The 18,339-nt window shown below is 70.6% G+C and carries 13 protein-coding genes and 1 pseudogene; 10 read left to right on the top strand and 4 right to left on the bottom strand.

Features of this window, described 5'->3' with window-relative positions:
- Positions 1-217 precede the first annotated feature (217 nt).
- Positions 218-679, bottom strand: coding sequence for a hypothetical protein (locus tag RPX00_RS41120; RefSeq protein ID WP_406633827.1), 462 nt, complete (start codon positions 677-679; stop codon positions 218-220).
- Positions 680-858: 179 nt separating this feature from the next.
- Between RPX00_RS41120 and RPX00_RS41115 the strand changes: the two genes are divergently transcribed.
- The 3 genes from RPX00_RS41115 (at position 859) to RPX00_RS41105 (ending at position 4,112) form a co-directional block, all read left to right on the top strand.
- Complete coding sequence (locus RPX00_RS41115) at positions 859-1,530, top strand: GntR family transcriptional regulator (protein ID WP_406633825.1); 672 nt, start codon at positions 859-861, stop codon at positions 1,528-1,530.
- A 63-nt stretch (positions 1,531-1,593) separates the two neighbouring features.
- A complete protein-coding gene (locus tag RPX00_RS41110; RefSeq protein ID WP_406633824.1) occupies positions 1,594-3,006 on the top strand; it encodes an aldehyde dehydrogenase family protein in 1,413 nt (470 codons plus the stop codon).
- Positions 3,007-3,029: 23 nt separating this feature from the next.
- On the top strand, positions 3,030-4,112 hold the full coding sequence (locus tag RPX00_RS41105; RefSeq protein ID WP_406633822.1) for an alcohol dehydrogenase catalytic domain-containing protein: 1,083 nt from the start codon (positions 3,030-3,032) through the stop codon (positions 4,110-4,112).
- Between the two features lie 80 nt (positions 4,113-4,192).
- On the opposite strand, the gene RPX00_RS41100 is transcribed toward RPX00_RS41105, so the two are convergent.
- Positions 4,193-6,508: a transketolase-like TK C-terminal-containing protein gene (locus RPX00_RS41100; RefSeq protein ID WP_406633820.1), complete on the bottom strand. Its 2,316-nt coding sequence runs from the start codon at positions 6,506-6,508 to the stop codon at positions 4,193-4,195.
- 133 nt (positions 6,509-6,641) lie between these two features.
- Between RPX00_RS41100 and RPX00_RS41095 the strand changes: the two genes are divergently transcribed.
- Positions 6,642-7,121 (top strand): Lrp/AsnC family transcriptional regulator, encoded by a 480-nt coding sequence (locus tag RPX00_RS41095; RefSeq protein ID WP_406633818.1) that lies wholly within the window; start codon positions 6,642-6,644, stop codon positions 7,119-7,121.
- Between the two features lie 3 nt (positions 7,122-7,124).
- On the opposite strand, the gene RPX00_RS41090 is transcribed toward RPX00_RS41095, so the two are convergent.
- Positions 7,125-7,418 (bottom strand): DUF3040 domain-containing protein, encoded by a 294-nt coding sequence (locus RPX00_RS41090; RefSeq protein ID WP_406633816.1) that lies wholly within the window; start codon positions 7,416-7,418, stop codon positions 7,125-7,127.
- A gap of 151 nt (positions 7,419-7,569) precedes the next feature.
- Here RPX00_RS41090 and RPX00_RS41085 point away from each other — a divergent pair, with 151 nt between their 5' ends.
- From RPX00_RS41085 to treZ, 5 genes and pseudogenes are all read left to right on the top strand, one after another.
- Positions 7,570-8,424: a TIGR03619 family F420-dependent LLM class oxidoreductase gene (locus RPX00_RS41085; RefSeq protein ID WP_406633814.1), complete on the top strand. Its 855-nt coding sequence runs from the start codon at positions 7,570-7,572 to the stop codon at positions 8,422-8,424.
- Between the two features lie 346 nt (positions 8,425-8,770).
- Positions 8,771-10,711 (top strand): 4-alpha-glucanotransferase, encoded by a 1,941-nt coding sequence (malQ, locus tag RPX00_RS41080; RefSeq protein ID WP_406633812.1) that lies wholly within the window; start codon positions 8,771-8,773, stop codon positions 10,709-10,711.
- Between the two features lie 52 nt (positions 10,712-10,763).
- Positions 10,764-12,890: a glycogen debranching protein GlgX gene (glgX, locus tag RPX00_RS41075; RefSeq protein WP_406633810.1), complete on the top strand. Its 2,127-nt coding sequence runs from the start codon at positions 10,764-10,766 to the stop codon at positions 12,888-12,890.
- A pseudogene (gene treY, locus RPX00_RS41070) lies at positions 12,887-15,162 on the top strand (malto-oligosyltrehalose synthase). Before glgX ends, treY begins: the two are co-directional and overlap by 4 nt.
- On the top strand, positions 15,159-16,865 hold the full coding sequence (gene treZ / locus RPX00_RS41065) for a malto-oligosyltrehalose trehalohydrolase (protein WP_406643256.1): 1,707 nt from the start codon (positions 15,159-15,161) through the stop codon (positions 16,863-16,865). Before treY ends, treZ begins: the two are co-directional and overlap by 4 nt.
- Here treZ and RPX00_RS41060 read toward each other — a convergent pair.
- Positions 16,855-17,823, bottom strand: coding sequence for a helix-turn-helix transcriptional regulator (locus RPX00_RS41060; protein WP_406633808.1), 969 nt, complete (start codon positions 17,821-17,823; stop codon positions 16,855-16,857). The two genes, treZ and RPX00_RS41060, sit on opposite strands and share 11 nt — an antisense overlap.
- Positions 17,824-17,886: 63 nt before the next feature.
- Here RPX00_RS41060 and RPX00_RS41055 point away from each other — a divergent pair, with 63 nt between their 5' ends.
- On the top strand, positions 17,887-18,312 hold the full coding sequence (locus RPX00_RS41055) for a nuclear transport factor 2 family protein (protein WP_406633806.1): 426 nt from the start codon (positions 17,887-17,889) through the stop codon (positions 18,310-18,312).
- The last annotated feature ends 27 nt before the right edge of the window (positions 18,313-18,339 follow it).

Genomic DNA, 18,339 nt, shown 5'->3' with positions numbered 1-18,339 from the left:
GGCGATCCTCTTGGCCAGAGGCGGCGTTTCGGCCTTACGCAGGCAATGTCACCGTGATCCACCGCCTTCGCGTGGAGGCGGCAGCGTCGCCGCTCGGTGGCGTCCGGACGCCACCGAGCCGACGAACCCTGACGGCACCAGCCCTACCCGGCCAGTACCACCTCCGAACCAGACCGCGTCACCCTCGAGCCGCGGGGCCGTTTCGCGATGCCCATTCCTACTTGCCTTCCTCGGGGCCGTGTGTCACCAGCAGGGTCACGCCTGCTTCGCCGTCGCAGTCGACCAGGACCGGGCCTACTCCGTTGCCGATCTTCTTGCTCAGTTTCGCCGTGGCCTTGAAGGCTTCCGGGTTCGCGTCGACGATCTTGAGGTCCTTGAGGATCTCGTGGCCGGGGTAGCCGCCGATCACCTTCTTCAGGCCCTTGCCTCCGCCGCAGTTGCCGGTGATCGTGACGTCCCCGCCGGGGACGGCCGGGTTCGGGTCGACCTTCACGGTCGCCCGGGCGCCTTCCGGGGGCTGTTCGGTGGCGGGCGGCTGAGCGGCGGCCACCGGTGCGGCGGGGCGGTCGCCGGTCGACGCGGCGGCGACTCCGATCGTTCCGCCCGCGATGACGGCGGCGGCGACCGCCGTTCCGGCGACCAGGCGGCCGTGGCGCAGAACCGAAGACTTTACTGACATTCCGTTTCCCTCCCTCGAAGTGTCCTCAATGGACACTGTGCGGTTCACCCGTGCACGGGTTCGTCCGGATAGTCGATGCGACCCCCTCCTCAGGTTCTCCCCAAGCCGAAAAGTGATGCGGGTCACATCGGCGGCGAGCGGCTACGATGGCGGGAAATCGACGCTGGCGGGGAGTTTTCGTGACGGTGGCGGGAGAAGCGCGCGAGCGGCTGAGTCCGCGGGTCGCCAAGCAGGTGCGCGATCTGATCCTGACCGGCGCGGTCCGCGGCGGCGAGCGGCTGCGCACCGAGCATCTGGCCGAAAGGCTCGGCGTCAGCGCCACTCCGGTCCGCGAGGCGTTGATGGCGCTCGCGGGCGAGGGGATGGTGGATTTCCGTCCAGGGCGCGGATTCCGGGTCATTCCGGTGACGCGTCGGGACGTTGTCGACGTGTATGCGATGCAGGCGTACGTCTCCGGTGAGTTGGCGGCGCGGGCGGCGGAGCGGCTGGAGCCGTCCGGGCTGGCGCAGCTCGACGATCTCCAGCGGGAGATCGAGAAAACCGTCCGCGACGGTGATCTCGACGCGACCGAGCGGGCCGATTTCGCGTTGCATCGCATGGTCAATCGCGCCGCCGCCGCGCCCAAGTTCACCTGGATGCTGTCCTTGACGCTCAGGTATGTCCCGTTTTCGGCGTATGCGGACATCCCGGGCTGGCCGCTGCTCGCCCGCGACGACCACGATCGGGTGCTCGCCGCGTTGAACGAGCGCAAGCCGGAGGCGGCGCGGGAGGCGATGGCGGCGCACATTCGCGAGGCGGGCGATCTGCTGGTCGATTTCCTCGCGGCGCAGGGCGTGCTCGCGCCGCACTAGACACGGGGGACGTTTTCTATAGAATCCGGCGAGGGAAGAGGACCCTAGGTCGGAGGAGACTCGGTGGCTGAGCGCGACGTGCTGTACATCGGCGGCGAATGGGTCCGCTCGGAGAGCGAAGCCCGGATCCCGGTGGAAAACCCCGCTACCGAGCAGGTCCAAGCGCACATTCCCGACGGCACCGCGGCCGACGTCGACCGGGCGGTGCGGGCCGCGCGCGAGGCGTTTCCGGCGTGGGCGGCCACGACCCGGGCAGAGCGAGCCGAGTTGCTGCAGAAGCTCCTCGACGGGCTGGCGAAGCGGGCCGAGGAGATCGGCGAGACGATCGCGAAGGACGTCGGCACGCCGCTGCGGATCGCGACCCGGATCCAGGCCGCGCTGCCGCAGACCGACGTGCGGACGTATGTCGACCTGCTCGGCCAGGAGGAGCCGGAGGAGAAGGTCGGCAACTCGCTGATCGTGCGCGAACCGGCGGGCGTCGTCGCGGCGATCACGCCGTGGAATTACCCGCTGCACCAGATCACCTGCAAGATCGCGCCGGCGCTGGCGGCCGGCTGCACGGTGGTGGTGAAGCCGAGCGAGGTCGCGCCGCTGAGCGCGTACCAGCTGTTCGACGCGATCCACGAGGCCGGTTTTCCGCCTGGCGTGGTCAATCTCGTCACCGGGTTCGGGCCGGTGGTCGGCGAGGCGCTCGCGACGCATCCGGAAGTGGACGTGGTGTCGTTCACCGGTTCGGTGCGCGCGGGCACCCGGGTGGCGGAGCTGGCGGCGCGCACGGTCAAGCGCGTGACGCTGGAGCTGGGCGGCAAGTCCGCCAACGTGATCCTCGACGACGCGGACCTGGCGACCGCCGTGAAGGTCGGCGTCTCCAACGCATTCCTCAACGGCGGCCAGACGTGCACGGCGTGGACGCGCATGCTGGTCCCGCGCGAGAAACACGACGAAGCGGTGGCGCTCGCGAAGACGTTCGCCGAGGGGTTCACGACGGGCGATCCGCTGGACGCCAAGACCAAGCTGGGACCGTTGGTCTCGGCAGCGCAACGGGACCGCGTGCGCGGCTACATCGAAAAGGGCATCGCCGAGGGCGCGACTTTGGTGACTGGTGGGACCGAAGCTCCTGCGGACACAGGGTACTTCGTCGCACCGACAGTTTTCGCCGGCGTCGACCCGGATTCGACCATCGCGCAGGAGGAGATCTTCGGCCCGGTGCTGTCGATCATCCCGTTCGACGACGAGGAGGACGCGCTCCGAATCGCGAACAACTCGCGCTACGGCCTGCACGGCGCCGTGTGGTCGGCCGACCAGGACCGGGCGCTTGCCTTCGCGCGCAAGGTCCGGACCGGGCAGATCGACGTGAACGGCGGCGCTTTCAACCCGCTCGCCCCGTTCGGCGGGTACAAGCAGTCCGGACTCGGCCGCGAGATGGGCCGGGCCGCGCTCGACGAGTTCACCGAACTCAAATCCATCCAGCTCTAGCACGATCCGAAGGAGAAGACACCGTGGTCAAAGCCGTGGTCGTGCGCGAGCAGGGCGGCCGTCCCGAGGTCTGCGACATCGACCTGCCGCCGGTCGGCCCGGGGGACGTCCGGGTCCGGATCGCGGCCGCCGGGGTGTGCCATTCCGATCTGTCCATGGTGGACGGAACGCTGCGCCCGCAGTACCCGTTCGTGCCGGGGCACGAGGCGTCCGGCGTGGTGGCCGAGGTCGGTGCGGACGTCGAACACGTCCAGCCGGGCGACCGGGTCGTGCTCAACTGGGCCGCCGCGTGCCGGGAATGCTGGTTCTGCCTGGCCGGAGAACCCTGGCTGTGCTCGGCGATCGAGGGCGTCACGACGCTGCCGCGCGGCGAACTGGCCGGGCAGCCGCTCAACGTGCTGCTCGGCGTCGGCGGGTTCGCCGAGGAAACCGTGCTGCCGGGGCGATCCGTCGTGCCGCTGCCGAACGGCGTTCCGCTCGACCTTGCCGCGTTGATGGGATGCGCGGTGCTCACCGGGGTCGGCGCGGTGCGCAATACCGCGAAGGTCCGAAAAGGACAGAGCGTGCTGGTGCTCGGGCTCGGCGGGATCGGGCTGTGCGTGGTGCTCGGGGCGAAGCTCGCCGGCGCCGGGCAGATCATCGCGGCCGATTTGTCGCAGGAGAAAGAAGCGCTCGCGAGGGCGGCCGGTGCGACGGATTTCCTGCTCAGCGACGACAAACTCGCCAAGCAGGTGCGCGGGCTGACCGACGGCCGCGGCGCGGACTACGCGTTCGAATGCGTCGGCGCGGCGGCCACGATCCGCGCGGCGTGGAGTTCGGTGCGCCGCGGCGGGCACTGCACGGTGGTCGGCGTCGGGCGGAAGGACCAGCAGGTGGTGCTGAACCCGCTGGAGATCTTCCACTTCGCCCGCACGCTCACCAGCACGGTCTACGGCGCGTCCGACCCGGACCGGGACATCCCGGTGCTCGCGGACGAGGTCCGTTCGGGCGAGCTGGACCTGGAAACCCTGGTGACGCACCGGATTTCACTCGACGAGGTCGGCGAGGCGTTCGACCGGATGCGGCGCGGGGAAGGCGCCCGGTCGCTGATCCGCATCGGAGACTGAGACCGGCGACGAAGGTCCGTGAAGGACTCCTTCCGGGAATCTGATTCCCGGAAGGAGTCCTTCACGGACAACAACCTCGGTCAGTCGGCCACGTCCAGCGCGGCCTGGATGATGCTGTCGGTGTCGATCCCGTGGTGCCGGTACACGCTTTCGAGATCGCCCGACTGGCCGAACCGCGTCACGCCGAGATGCGCGGCCCGCACGCGGTGGACGTTCGCCAGGAACGCCAGGGTGTGCGGGTGCCCGTCGAGGACCGTCACCATCGGGGCGGAGCGTTCGGACGGCAGGGCCGACTCCAGGATCCACGTGTCGGCCGTGTCCTGTCCCGCTCGCGCCTGCACCGCGCGGAACAGCAGGCCGGCGCTCGTCACGCACACGACGTCGGCGTGTTTGCCCAGCGCGTCCAGCCGGTCGGCGGCCTCCAGCGCTTCGGTGACCATCGCGCCCATCGTCACCAGCGTGACGTCCGGGCGCGCCACCGCGGCGGTGCGGATCGGGTACGCGCCGGCCACGACCTGGCGGCGGCGACGTTCCCGGGCCGCCGGATCGGCGGGCACCGCGGCCAGGCTTTGGTCCACCGGACGGGTCGAAAGCCGCAGGTAAGCGGAGGTTCCGTCGGGGCGGCCGAGCCGGGCGAGCGACGCCAGCAGGGTCCACTCGACATCCAGCGCGAAGGCCGGTTCGTACGTCACGCAGCCCGGCTGTTCGAGCCCGACCGACGGCGTGGTCACCGATTGGTGCGCGCCGCCCTCGGGGGCGAGCGTGACGCCGGACGGCGTACCGACCAAAATGGACTGTCCGCCGCCGTAGATGCCGAACGACCACGGCTCCAGCGCGCGCTCCACGAACGGGTCGTACAGCACCCCGATCGGGAGCAGCGGACGGCCCCAGCGCGACCATGTCGTGCCCAGTTCGCCGAGCGCGCTCACCAGGTTCACCTCGGCGATGCCCAGTTCCAGATGCTGTCCGCTGGGCCGCTCGCGCCAGTGCAGGATCGTTTCCGGGTCGTCGGCGAACCAGTCGACGCGTTCCTGCGGCGACCACACGCCGACCTTGTTGACCCAGCCGCCGAGGTTGGTGCTGGACGAGACGTCCGGGCACAGCGTCACCACGAGTTCCGCCGCCTCGGGCGCTTCGCGGGTCAGGTCGAGCAGCGCGCGGCCGAGCGCGGCCTGCGTGGTGGTGCGGCCGGACGGCGTGCGGCCGATGTCGGACGGAAGTGCCGGAACCGCTTGCGGCGTAACGGGTTCACGCTCCAGCCGGGCGGCCGTCGAAGCGCACAGTTCGGCGGCCGCGGAGCCGTCGGGGAACTTCTGCCACGGGTCGTCGGGCGAGATTCCGACCCGCGAGGCCAGCGAGCCCAGCTGGTCGGCGGTCAGCAGCGACGAGTGGTTCTGCGGATGTCCCTCGCTGGCGAGACCGAATCCCTTGACGGTGTAAGCGAAAACGACCGTCGGACGGTGGTCGTCGATGGCGTCGAACGTGTCCAGCAGCGCGGACAGGTCGTGGCCGCCGAGGTTGCGGATGGCGGCGTGCAGCGTGTCGTCGTCGAGGGTGTCCAGCAGCGGAGCCAGTTCCGGGGTCGTGAGGCGTTCGCGCAGCTGGGCCGGGGTGCACCGGAGCAGCCGCTGGTACTCCGGGTTCGGCATCTCGTCGATGCGCCGGCGCAGCGCCGCACCGCCCGGCCGCTCGAACAGCTCCTGCAGCAGGCGGCCGTACTTCACGGTCAGCACCTGCCAGCCGGCCGCCTCGAACATGCCCTGCAGCCGGGTCGCGCCGATGTTCGGCACGACGCGGTCGAGCGACTGCCGGTTCAGGTCGACGATCCACACGACCTCGCCCAGTTCGGCCACGTTCGGGTCGAGGATCGCCTCCCAGCACGCGCCCTCGTCCAGTTCCGCGTCGCCGACCAGCGAGTACTGCCGTCCGGTGCCCGCGCCGCCGCCGTGCGATTCGACGTAGCGCCGGGCCAGCGCGCCCCAGATCGGGGCGGTCGCGCCGATGCCGACCGAACCGGTCGAGTAGTCGACGCGGTCCGGGTCCTTCGACCGCGACGGGTAGCTCTGCAGCCCGCCGAACTCGCGCAGCGTCGTCAGGTACTTCTCGTCGAGGTCGCCGAGCAGGTAGTTGATCGCGTGCAGCACGGGGGAGGCGTGCGGCTTCACCGAAACGCGGTCCTCGGCGCGCAGCCGGGCGAACCACAGCGCGGTCATGATCGACACCATCGAGGCGCTGGACGCCTGGTGCCCGCCGACCTTGAGCCCGGTCGGGTTGGGCCGCACCCGGTTCGCGTGGTCGATGATCGCGGTCGACAGCCACAGCACCCGGTCCTGCACTTCGCGCAGGACGGTCACCGTGTCGTTGTCCGGAAGGCGTTCGGGGGCGGCGCTGCTCACGACGGATCGGACCTTTCTTGGGCGGAAAGTTCAGGCCAGTCCAGCAGAGCTGGGTAGGATGCACAACAAGCGCGCGCGACATTGAGCAGAACGCCCAGAACAGCACCTCGCGGTGCGGAGAGGACTGCGCAGCATGCCCAGCACTCAGCGGCTCGACGCCACCGACGCCCGGATCCTGCTCGCGCTCGGCCGCACCCCGCGCGCCACCGCCGTCGCGCTCGCCGACGAACTGGGCCTGTCCCGCAACACCGTGCAAAGCCGGCTCGCCCGCCTCGAACAAGGCGACGCGCTGCGCTCGGCCGAACACCGGATCGATCCGGCCGCGCTCGGCTACCCGCTCACCGCGTTCGTGACCGTGCAGGTGCGGCAGCGGCTGCTGGACGAGGTCGGCCGGGCGCTCGCGGCGGTGCCGGAGGTGCTGCAGGTGCGCGGATTGACCGGCTCGCAGGACCTGCTGGTGCACGTGGTCGCGACCGACGCCGACGACCTCTACCGGATCGCCGGGGAAATGCTGGAAATCCCCGGCGTCGAGCGCACCAACAACGCGCTCGTGATGCGCGAGATGGTCCCGTACCGGCTCACTCCGCTGCTCGAACGCGCCGCGCGCCGCTGACGGTCACGTCTGGTCGTCGGCCGCGCGCTGACGGCGCCGGAGCAGCAGGCTCCGGTGCGCCCAGACCAGCAGCGGCACGGCGAGCAGGCCCCACAGGAACCAGCCCGTTTCGCCTGCCATCAGGCCGAAAACCAGCATCAGCAGGGCGGTGACCTCGGCGGCGACGAGAATGGCCTGCCACCGCCGGGACTGCAGGGGAGGGCCGCCTTCGCTCAGCTTCGCGGCGAACACGGGGTCGCTCGCGGCGAGTTCCTCTTCGATCTTCCGCAGGGCGCTGCGGTCGCGATGGGGCAGCATGATCCCCTCCTCGGGCAGGACGGGCCGGTGATCCGCAGGTACTAGTGGAGTACCCGCCCCACGGCGCCGTCAAGCCCGGGTTTCACCAGGAATAATCGCGCTCGCCCGGAGGCCGTTGCAAACTGAAACACGTTCTAATAACGTGCCGGGGGTGAGATACGGGATCGTGCTGTTCACCAGCGACCGGGGCATCTCCCCGGCGGCGGCCGCGCAGGCCGCGGAAGAGGCCGGCTTCGCGACGTTCTACGTGCCCGAGCACACCCACATCCCGATCCGGCGGGACGCCCCGCATCCCCGGACCGGCGACTCCTCGCTTCCCGACGATCGCTATCTGCGCACGCTCGACCCGTGGGTCGCGCTGGCCAGCGCGGTCCCGGTGACCTCGACGATCCGGCTGGCGACCGCGGTGGCGCTGCCGGTGGAGAGCGATCCGATCACGCTCGCCAAAACGGTCGCGACGCTGGACCACCTCTCCGGCGGCCGGGTCACGCTCGGCGTCGGCTTCGGCTGGAACACCGACGAACTCGCCGACCACGGCGTGCCCGGCAAGCGGCGGCGCACGGCGCTGCGCGAGTACCTCGAGGCGATGCGCGCGCTGTGGACCGAGGAGGAGGCGAGCTACGCGGGCGAGTTCGTGGAGTTCGGGCCGAGCTGGGCGTGGCCGAAACCGGTGCAGCCCAAGGTGCCGGTGGTCGTCGGCGCGGGCGGGAACGAGCGCACGTTCCGCTGGATCGCCCGCCACAGCGACGGCTGGCTGACCACGCCCGGCGAAGGCGACATCACGGATAAAGTCGCGCAGCTGCGGGAAATCTGGCGCGAGGAAGGCCGCGAGGGCGAACCGGAGGTGATCGCGCTCGGGCCGCGTCCGGATCCCGACGGGCTGGCGCGGCTCGCCGACGCGGGCGTGACCGAGGTCGTGTTCGGGCTGCCGGACCGTTCGCCGGGCGAGGTCGAAGCGTGGCTGGACCGGCTCGCCGGGAAGCTCGGGCAGCTGGCCGGGGCCTGACCGGCGTCCACTTCGGACGGCGCTGCCTCGGACTGTGGCCGCATGGCCTTTGGCGAGGTCACCTCACGGACAGCAAACCCGCACCGAGCTGCTTCGGATGGCACTACCTCCGTTGGTATGGACCTGCTCGGTGAAACCGCGAAAAGCGCCTGAACGGGTGAACTCGGCCGCCGCGCGTCATTCCCGGGAGCGGCTTCGCTCTTGGTTGGTGTGGCGGTGACCGGCCGGCACGCCCCCCGACCGGCCGGTCACCGCTTCGCCCGTCTGCGGCGGCGGGGCGAATGGCGTCGCGCGGCGGCGCCCGGGACACTGTGCCGGTGCGCATTCCCGTTCCCCGGACCGAAACGTGACCCCCGAACTGGCCGAACTGGCCGCTGCTCACGGGGTCGCCACCCGCTACGAAAACGCCGACCGCATCGAAGTAAGCGTTGACCCCGATGTCGTGGTAGCCGTGTTGGCGCAGCTAGACGTCGATGCCGGTACTCCACAAGCGATTCAGCGAGAATTGGCCGCGGTGCGCGAAGCCCGTGCGTCGCAAGCGCTGCCGCCCACCGTGGTGGTGCGCGCCGGGCAAGAACGCGAGCTAGGCCAAGCCGCGACAGTCGAACTCGAAGACGGCACTGTCCGTGACGTCGGCGCCACACTTCCGGCGGACCTTCCGCTGGGCTGGCACCGGATCGTGACAGCCGGGCAGCGCGTCGTGCTGGCCGTCGTCCCGGACCGGCTGCCCGAGGTGCCGCCCGCGTGGGGCTGGATGCTGCAGCTCTACGCGCTGCATTCCGGCCAGTCGTGGGGAATGGGCGATTTCGGCGACCTCGCCGAAATGGCGTCCCGGTCGGCCGCCGAACTGGGTGCGGGAGTGCTGCTCGTCAATCCGGTGCAGGCGATCAGCCCGGCGCTTCCGGTCGAGCGGTCGCCGTATTCGCCGTCCAGCCGCCGTTTCGCGAACCCGTTGTACCTGCGGGTCACCGACACCGAGGCGTTCGCCCGCGCCGACGAAGACACCCAGCGGAAGGTGCGGGCGCTCGCGCCGGATCCGATCGGCGAGCTGATCGATTACGACGCCGTGTGGACCGCCAAAAGCGCGGCTCTGGAACTGTTGCGCCCGTTTCATCCGGGTCCGATCGAATGGGACGACGACCTTCGCGATTTCGCCGCGTTCGGCGCGCTCGCCGAGGTGCACGGCGGCGACTGGCGAGAGTGGCCCGAGCCGTTGCGCGATCCCGGCAGCGCCGAGGTGGCCGCCGCGCGCGAGGAACTGGCCGAGCGGATCGAGTTCCACGGCTGGCTCCAGCAGCTCTGTCACGAGCAGTTGGACAACGTCCGCCGAGCCGCGCGGGAAGCGGGCATGCCGGTCGGCGTGGTGCACGACCTGCCGGTCGGGGTGCATCCCGGCGGCGCGGACACCTGGGCGCTGCGGAACGTGTTCGCCGCGCGGGTGCGGGTCGGCGCGCCGCCGGACGCGTTCAACCAGCAGGGCCAGGACTGGAATCTGCCGCCGTGGCGGCCGGATCGGCTCGCTGAAGCCGGGTACGCGCCGTTCCGCGACGTCGTGCGCGGGGTGTTGCGGCACGCCGACGGCATCCGCGTGGACCACGTCGCCGGGATGTGGCGGCTGTGGTGGATCCCGCCGGGCGAACCGGCCGGTCGCGGCACGTACGTGCACTACGACGCGGAAGCGATGCTCGGGGTGCTCGCGCTGGAAGCGCATCGCGCGGGCGCGGTCGTCGTGGGGGAGGACCTCGGCACGGTCGAGGACACCGTCACCGAAACCATGCACGAACGCGGTCTGCTCAGCTCCGCAGTGCTGTGGTTCCAGCGGGATTGGGAGGCACCCGGCCAGCCGTTCGTCCGCCCGGACAGCTGGGATCCGGACGCGATGGCCAGTATTTCAACGCACGACCTGCCGACCGTGTCCGGCTGGCTCGCCGCCGAGCACGTCCGCGTCCGCGCCGGCCTCGGGCTGCTGGACCGTCCGGTGGACCAGGAGTACGCCGACGCCGCGGCCGAACGCCAGGCGTTGCTCGAAGTGGTTGCCAGCGAAGGAATTCCGGCTGACGACTTGGTGGTCGCCTTGCACACGCTGCTCGCTTCGGCGGCGTCGCGGCTGGTGCTCACCGCACCGGCGGACGTGACCGGCGAACGGCGCCAGCCGAATTTGCCGGGAACCGTGGATGAGTACCCTAACTGGCGCATCCCGCTTCCCGTCACTGTCGACGGGTTCTTCGCGGACCCGCGCGTGCGGGCGGCGACCGCCCCGCTGGCCGCAGCCCGTCCGTTGCGCTGACCCGCTGAAAACCCCGTCCGGACACCGAAAACCGACGCCCAAGGAGAGCCCAGTGCGGCCCTGGCCCGGAAAGCCCTACCCGCTCGGCGCGACCTACGACGGCGTGGGGACGAACTTCGCACTGTTCTCCGAGGTCGCCGAGCACGTCGATCTCTGCCTGTTCGACGACGAGGGCAACGAGACCCGCGCGCGGCTGGAGGAGGTCGACGGCTTCGTCCACCACGGGTACCTGCTCGGCGTCGGGCCGGGGCAGCGCTACGGATTCCGCGTGCACGGGCCGTACGACCCGAGCCGCGGCCAGCGCTGCAACCCGAGCAAACTGCTGATCGACCCGTACGCCAAGGCGTTGTCGCGCGGCGTCGACTGGAGCGAGGCGCTGTTCAGCTACCGCTTCGAAGACCCGGAACAGTTCAACGAGGACGATTCGGCCGGGCACGTGCCGTATTCGCTGGTGGTCAGCCCGTTCTTCGACTGGGCCAACGACCGCGCGCCGCGGGTGCCCTACCATGAGACGGTCATCTACGAGACGCACGTGCGCGGCATGACGATGACGCATCCGTTCGTGCCGGAGCGGCTGCGCGGGACGTACGCCGGGCTCGCGCACCCGGCGGTGGTGGAGCACCTGCAGAAGCTCGGCGTGACCACGGTGGAGCTGATGCCGGTGCACCAGTTCGTCACCGACCACGGCCTCGACGAAAAAGGCCTGCGCAATTACTGGGGTTACAACACGATCGGGTACTTCGCGCCGCACGACGGCTACGCGGCGATGCAGGGCCAGGGCGGGCAGGTGCAGGAGTTCAAGGGCATGGTCCGCGCCCTGCACGAGGCGGGCATCGAGGTGATCCTCGACGTGGTCTACAACCACACCGCCGAGGGCAACCACCTCGGCCCGACGCTGTCCATGCGCGGCATCGACAACGAGGCGTACTACCGCCTGGTCGAGGACGATCCGCGGTACTACATGGACTACACCGGCACCGGGAACTCGCTCAACGTGCGCAGCCCGCACACGCTGCAGCTGATCATGGATTCGCTGCGGTACTGGGTGACCGAGATGCACGTGGACGGCTTCCGGTTCGACCTCGCCTCGGCGCTGGCCCGCGAGTTCTACGACGTGGACCGGCTGTCGACGTTCTTCGACCTCGTGCAGCAGGACCCGATCGTGAGCCAGGTGAAGCTGATCGCCGAACCGTGGGACGTCGGGCCGGGCGGCTACCAGGTCGGCAACTTCCCGCCGCTGTGGACCGAATGGAACGGGCAGTACCGCGACACCGTCCGCGATTTCTGGCGCGGCGAACCGTCCACGCTGGGCGAGTTCGCCTCGCGCATCACCGGTTCGTCGGATCTGTACCAGGACGACGGCCGCCGCCCGTTCGCGTCGATCAACTTCGTCACCGCGCACGACGGCTTCACGCTCACCGATCTGGTGTCCTACAACGAAAAGCACAACGAGGCCAACGGCGAGGACAACCGCGACGGCGCGGACGACAACCGGTCGTGGAACTGCGGCGTCGAGGGTCCGACCGACGACGAGGAGGTCCTCGCGCTGCGCGCCCAGCAGCGGCGGAACCTGCTCGCCACGCTGCTGCTGTCGCAAGGCGTGCCGATGCTGCTGCACGGCGACGAACTCGGCCGCACCCAGCAGGGCAACAACAACGCCTACTGCCAGGACACCGAACTGTCCTGGATGGACTGGGAACTCGCCACGGAGAACGCCGACCTGGTCGAGTTCACGGCCGCGCTGACGGCGTTTCGCAAGGCGCACCCGGTGTTCCGGCGGCGGCGGTTCTTCCAGGGCAAACCGGTGCGCAAGGGGGAGGAGCTGGGCGACATCGCCTGGTTCACCCCGGCCGGCGAGGAGATGACCGAGCAGAACTGGGACGACGCGTTCGGCAAGTCGGTGGTGATTTTCCTGAACGGGGAAGGGATTCCGGACCTCGACCCGCGCGGGATGCCGGTCGAGGACGATTCGTTCCTGCTCGCGTTCAACGCGCACTGGGAGGACATCGCGATGACCCTGCCCGGCAACGGCTACGGTCGCGAGTGGACAGTCGTGGTCGACACCGAGACCGGCAGCGTCGGGAAAACCGACGTCGATCCGGTCGAAGGCGGCGGCAAGTTCACGCTCGCCGCGCGGTCGCTCGTGGTTCTCCAGCGCACCGCCAAGGAGGGCGAATGAGCACGCCGTCCTCGACGTACCGGGTGCAGCTGCGGCCGGAGTTCGCCTTCGCCGACGCCGCCGGGATCGTGGATTACTTGCGCGAGTTGGGCGTCGGCGCTCTCTACGGTTCGCCGATGCTCGACGCGACGCCTGGGTCCACGCACGGTTACGACGTCACCGATCCGACCCGCGCCCGGGGCGAACTCGGCGGCGAGGAAGCGCGGAAAGCGTTGTCGGCGCGGCTGAAGGACGCCGGGCTCGGGTTCGTCGTGGACATCGTGCCGAACCACATGTCCGTCGAGGTGCCGAAGGCGAACCCGTGGTGGTGGGACGTGCTGCGGAACGGCCAGGAATCGCCGTACGCGCCGTTCTTCGACATCGACTGGCACCGGGGACGCCTGCTGCTGCCGGTGCTCGGCGACGACAACGACGAGCTTACCGTCGAGGGGGACGAACTCGTCTACTACGACCACCGGTTCCCGATCGCGCCCGGCACCGGTGACGGCAGGCCGCAGGAGGTGCACGCGCGCCAGCACTACGAGCTGGTCGGCTGGCGGCGCGGCAACCGGGAGCTGAACTACCGGCGGTTCTTCGACATCACGAACCTGGCCGCGGTCACCGTCGAGCGGCCCGAGGTGTTCGCCGAGACGCACGGCGAGGTGCTGCGCTGGGTGTCCGACGGCGACGTCACCGGCCTGCGCGTGGACCATCCGGACGGCCTCGCCGACCCCGGCGGCTACTTCCGGCGGCTGCGCGCGGGCGCGCCCGGGGCGTGGCTGGTGGCGGAGAAGATCCTGCACCCGGGCGAGGCGCTGCCGCAGAGCTGGCCGGTCGACGGGACCACCGGGTACGACGCGCTGCGCGAGATCACCGGCGTGTTCGTCGATCCGGCCGCCGCGTCGGTGTTCACCCGGCTCGCGGCCGAACAGGGCGTGCGCACCGACTATCACGCGGTCGAGGAACGCGCACGGCGCTTGGTGACCGACGGCATCCTGGTCGCCGAAGTACACCGGATCGCCGCGCTGCTCCAGGGCGTGGACGCCGACGCCGCCCGCGCCGCCGTCGCCGAGGTGATGATCGCGTTCCCGGTCTACCGTTCGTATCTCCCCGAGGGGTCTGGGCACTGGACGACCGCCGTCGCGCGGGCGCGCAAGCGGCGTCCCGAACTGGCCCCGGCGCTCGACGCGCTGGACAGCCAGGTGCGCGGCGCTCCGGACGGCGAGCTGGCGACCCGGATCCAGCAGACGTCCGGCATGGTCGTCGCGAAAGGCACCGAGGACACCACGTTCTACCGGTTCACCCGGTTCGCCGCGCTGAACGAGGTCGGCGGCAACCCGGACCGATTCGGCTTGAGCACGGGGAATTCCACACCCTGGCCGCGGGCCGGGCCGCCGCGTGCCCGGCCACGATGACCACCCTGACCACGCACGACACGAAACGGTCCGAGGACACGCGGGCCCGGATGGCCGCGCTGGCGGAGGTCGCGGACGAGTTCGCCGTCGCGGTCCGCCGCTGGACCGCCGCGCGCGGGATCGACGAGCCAGCGCTGAATCTTCTGGCCTGGCAAACGCTTGTCGGCGCGTGGCCGATCTCGCCGGAGCGGTTGCGGGATTACCTCGACAAGGCCGCGAAGGAAGCGAAACTCCGCACCTCGTGGACGGACCACGACGAGGACTTCGAGCGCGCGGTCGCCGAGTGGCCGTCCGCGGTGCTGGGCGACGCGTCACTGGCGGCGGACGTCGAATCGTTCGTCAAGCGGGTGCGCGGCGCGGGCTGGGCGAACTCGCTGGGCCAGAAGCTGGTGCAGCTGGCCGGACCCGGCGTGCCGGACGTCTACCAGGGCACCGAGCTGTGGGACTACTCGCTGGTCGACCCGGACAACCGCCGCGCGGTCGACTACCGCCTCCGGCGCTCCCTGCTCGAACGGATCCAGGCCGGCGAACAGCCGGAGATCGACGAGACCGGCGCGGCGAAACTCCTGGTGGTGCACCGCGCGCTGACCCTGCGGCGAGACCGGCCGGAGCTGTTCACCGGCTACCGGCCGTTGCACGCGGAAGGCGTTGCGGCGGAACACCTTCTGGCCTTCGAGCGCGGTGCCGGCCTGGCCGTGGCGGTCACCCGGCTGCCGATGGGGCTGGACCGCGCGGGCGGCTGGCGGGACACCGTCCTCCCGCTGCGCGCCGGCGAATGGACCGACGTCCTGACCGGACGCGGGGTCGGCGACGCACCGCTGGCCTCGGCGTTGTTCGACCAGTACCCAGTCGCGCTTCTCGTGCGGGAGGACTCCTGATGTTCACCGTGTGGGCCCCGTCCGCCGAGCGCGTCCGCGTCCGCGTAGACGGCACCGACCACGACATGACCCCCGCCGCCGACGGCTGGTGGCAGGCCGACGTCACCGGCACCGACTACGCCTTCCTGCTCGACGACGACAGCCCGCTTCCCGACCCGCGCTCGCTCCGTCAGCCGCACGGTGTCCACGAAGCCTCCCGCGTCTACGACCACGCGGCGTTCGAGTGGACCGACCAGTCGTGGACCGGACGGCAGCTGCCCGGCGGCGTGGTCTACGAACTGCACGTCGGCACGTTCACCGAGGCAGGCACGTTCGACGCGGTCATCGACCGGCTCGGTCACCTGGTCGACCTCGGCGTCACGCACGTCGAACTGCTCCCGGTGAACTCCTTCGACGGCACCGCGGGCTGGGGTTACGACGGTGTGCTGTGGGGTGCGGTACACGAGCCGTACGGCGGCCCCGACGGCCTGAAACGCCTGGTCGACGCCTGTCACGCACGCGGTCTCGCGGTGGTGCTGGACGTCGTCTACAACCACCTCGGCCCGTCCGGCGCCTACCTCGACCGCTTCGGCCCGTACTTCGCCGGCCGCACCGACTGGGGCGCCGGCCTGAACCTCGACGGCCCCGGCTCCGACGAAGTCCGCCGCTACGTCATCGACAACGCCCTCGGCTGGCTTCGCGACTTCCACCTCGACGGACTGCGCCTGGACGCGGTGCACGCCCTAGTCGACAAGCGCGCCGTGCACCTGCTGGAGGAACTCGCCACCGAGGTCGAAGCGCTGTCCGCCGCCCTGAACCGGCCGCTGACGCTGATCGCCGAATCCGACCAGAACGACCCCAAGCTTGTCACGTCAAGGGACGCCGGCGGCTACGGCCTGCACGCGCAGTGGTCCGACGACCTGCACCACGCGCTGCACGTCCGGCTCACCGGCGAAACCACCGGCTACTACACGGATTTCGCCCAGCCCGGCGCGCTGGCCAAGACCCTGCGGGAGGCGTTCTTCCACGCCGGCACCTGGTCGTCGTTCCGCTCCCGGATCCACGGCCGCCCGCTCGACCGGCGCGTCGCCCCCGGCCACCGGTTCCTGGCTTACCTGCAGGACCACGACCAGATCGGCAACCGCGCGGCGGGCGACCGGCTGTCCGCAACCGTTTCGCCCGGCCTGCTGGCCTGCGGCGCCGCGGTGGTGTTCTGCTCGCCGTTCACGCCGATGCTGTTCATGGGCGAGGAATGGGCCGCGGAGACGCCGTGGCAGTTCTTCGCGTCGTTCCCGGACCCGGAACTGGCCGAGGCCGTCCGCACCGGCCGCCGCCGCGAGTTCGCCCGGCACGGCTGGGGCGAGGCGGACGTCCCGGACCCGATGGACCCGGCCACCGTCGCCCGCTCGCGGCTCGACTGGACCGAACCGGGCAAACCGGGCCACCGGGAGATCCTCGGCCTGTACCGGACGCTGATCCGCCTCCGCCGGGAACGGCCGGAGCTGACCGACCCGCGGCTGGACCGGGTCGTGGTGCGGACTGCCGAGGACGATTCGTGGCTGGTCCTGCACCGGGGCGGACTGCGGCTGGCGTGCAACTTCGGAGCGAAACCTGCCGAGGTCCCGGTGGCGGGGGAGGTGCTGGCCTCGTGGGGGAATCCCGAGGTCGGCGAGGATGCGACGGTGCTGCCCGCGGAGTCGTTCGTGCTGGTCGCTACTCGCTGAACTCGGCGTAATGGCGGAGCGTCGCGGTCAGCGCTTCGGTCAACCTCTCCCGAAGCTGTTGCGGCGCAACCACTTCCACCAGCGGCCCCAGCCGCAAAAGGTCATGCACGGCCTGCGAGTCCTCCTCGACCGGTACGACCACCCGAGTCCACCCGTCCGCCTCGACCACCCCGCTCGACTGAGCGAAAGCTGGCTCGGCGAGCTGAGGCAAAAGCCGCATCCCCTCCGGAGACACCCGCAGCACCGCCTCGCCTCGATGCCGCCGGGCGTCGAAGTCGTCCAGGTACCGCTGCCAATACCCACTCAGCTCGAAGTCCTCGACCCGCTCGAAGGACTCCTCCAGCACCTCCGCTGAGACGATCCGCGCCACCCGGTAAGTCCGGAACTCCCCGGAACGTGCGACCAAGTACCACTGCCCGGCCTTGAGCACCACCCCGTACGGCTCAACCGTCCGGGTCACCTCGTGCGGCGCGGCCCAGCGCTCATACCGGATCCGGACGCGGCGCTGCTGCCACACCGCGTCCGAGACAGTCGGCAGCTGCGGCGTGACCTCAGCACCGTGGTACCAGGACGACGCGTCCAGGTGAAACCGCGCGCGCAGGAGGTCCGCGTGGGCGCGCAAGTCTGCGGGCAGCGCGGCCAGCAGTTTGCGTTCCGTGTTCGCCACGACCGGCCCGAGGCCGAGCCCGGAAGCGGCGACGGGCAGGCCGGTCAGGAAGAGCGCCTCGGCCTCCTGCCGGGTCAGGCCGGTCAGCTGGGTGCGGTAGCCGTCGACCAGGCGATACCCGCCGTCGTGGCCGGGCTCGCCGTACACCGGGATCCCGGCCGCGCTCAACGACTCGATGTCGCGGTAGATCGTGCGCGGCGAGACCTCCAGCTGAGCCGCGAGGTCGTCCGCGGTCAGCGGCTGGCGGGCTTGCAGCAGCAACAGGATCGAGACGAGCCGGCTCGCGCGCATGGAGCAAGCATGCCTCGGTCCACTGACAAAAGATGTCAGCAGACCCCGGTTAGCGTCCGGGCCATGAGCGAAAACACCCAGGCCGTCGTCGAAGAGTTCCTGCGCCGGACCGCGGGGGACACCCCGGAGCGGATCGCCGAGCTTTACGCCGAGACCGTCGACTGGCGGGTCAGCTGGCCGGAGCCGGAGCATCCCGAGGTGCCGTGGATCCGCCCCCGGTCCACCCGGGCCGAGGTCGCCGACCACTACCGGACCTTCGCGCGCGTCTGCGTGCCCGAAGCGGGCGAAGTGCGGCTCGACCAGATCATCGTCGACGGTGCCGACGCGGTCCTCTTCGGAGCCAGCTTCCAGCAGGTCAAGCCCACCGGCAAGCGCTTCGCGATGACCTTCGCGCTCCGGCTCACGGTCCGCGACGGCCTGATCTCGCGGCACCACATGTACGAGGACAGCCTCGCCGTCGAGGCGGCCTTCCGGGCGCGCCCGGCCTGACCCCGGTTCGCGGCGCCGTCTGCCCAG

It is taken from the genome of Amycolatopsis sp. WGS_07, assembly GCF_045278895.1.
Taxonomy (GTDB): Bacteria; Actinomycetota; Actinomycetes; order Mycobacteriales; family Pseudonocardiaceae; genus Amycolatopsis.
This window is presented reverse-complemented; position numbering and strand designations above follow the sequence as displayed.

What these genes read in the sequence shown, in the direction of transcription:
- RPX00_RS41120 (WP_406633827.1), bottom strand. Translation starts at nt 679, where the DNA reads ATGTCAGTAAAGTCTTCGGTTCTGCGCCACGGCCGCCTGGTCGCCGGA.
- RPX00_RS41095 (WP_406633818.1), top strand. Translation starts at nt 6,642, where the DNA reads ATGCCCAGCACTCAGCGGCTCGACGCCACCGACGCCCGGATCCTGCTC.
- RPX00_RS41090 (WP_406633816.1), bottom strand. Translation starts at nt 7,418, where the DNA reads ATGCTGCCCCATCGCGACCGCAGCGCCCTGCGGAAGATCGAAGAGGAA.
- RPX00_RS41060 (WP_406633808.1), bottom strand. Translation starts at nt 17,823, where the DNA reads ATGCGCGCGAGCCGGCTCGTCTCGATCCTGTTGCTGCTGCAAGCCCGC.
- RPX00_RS41055 (WP_406633806.1), top strand. Translation starts at nt 17,887, where the DNA reads ATGAGCGAAAACACCCAGGCCGTCGTCGAAGAGTTCCTGCGCCGGACC.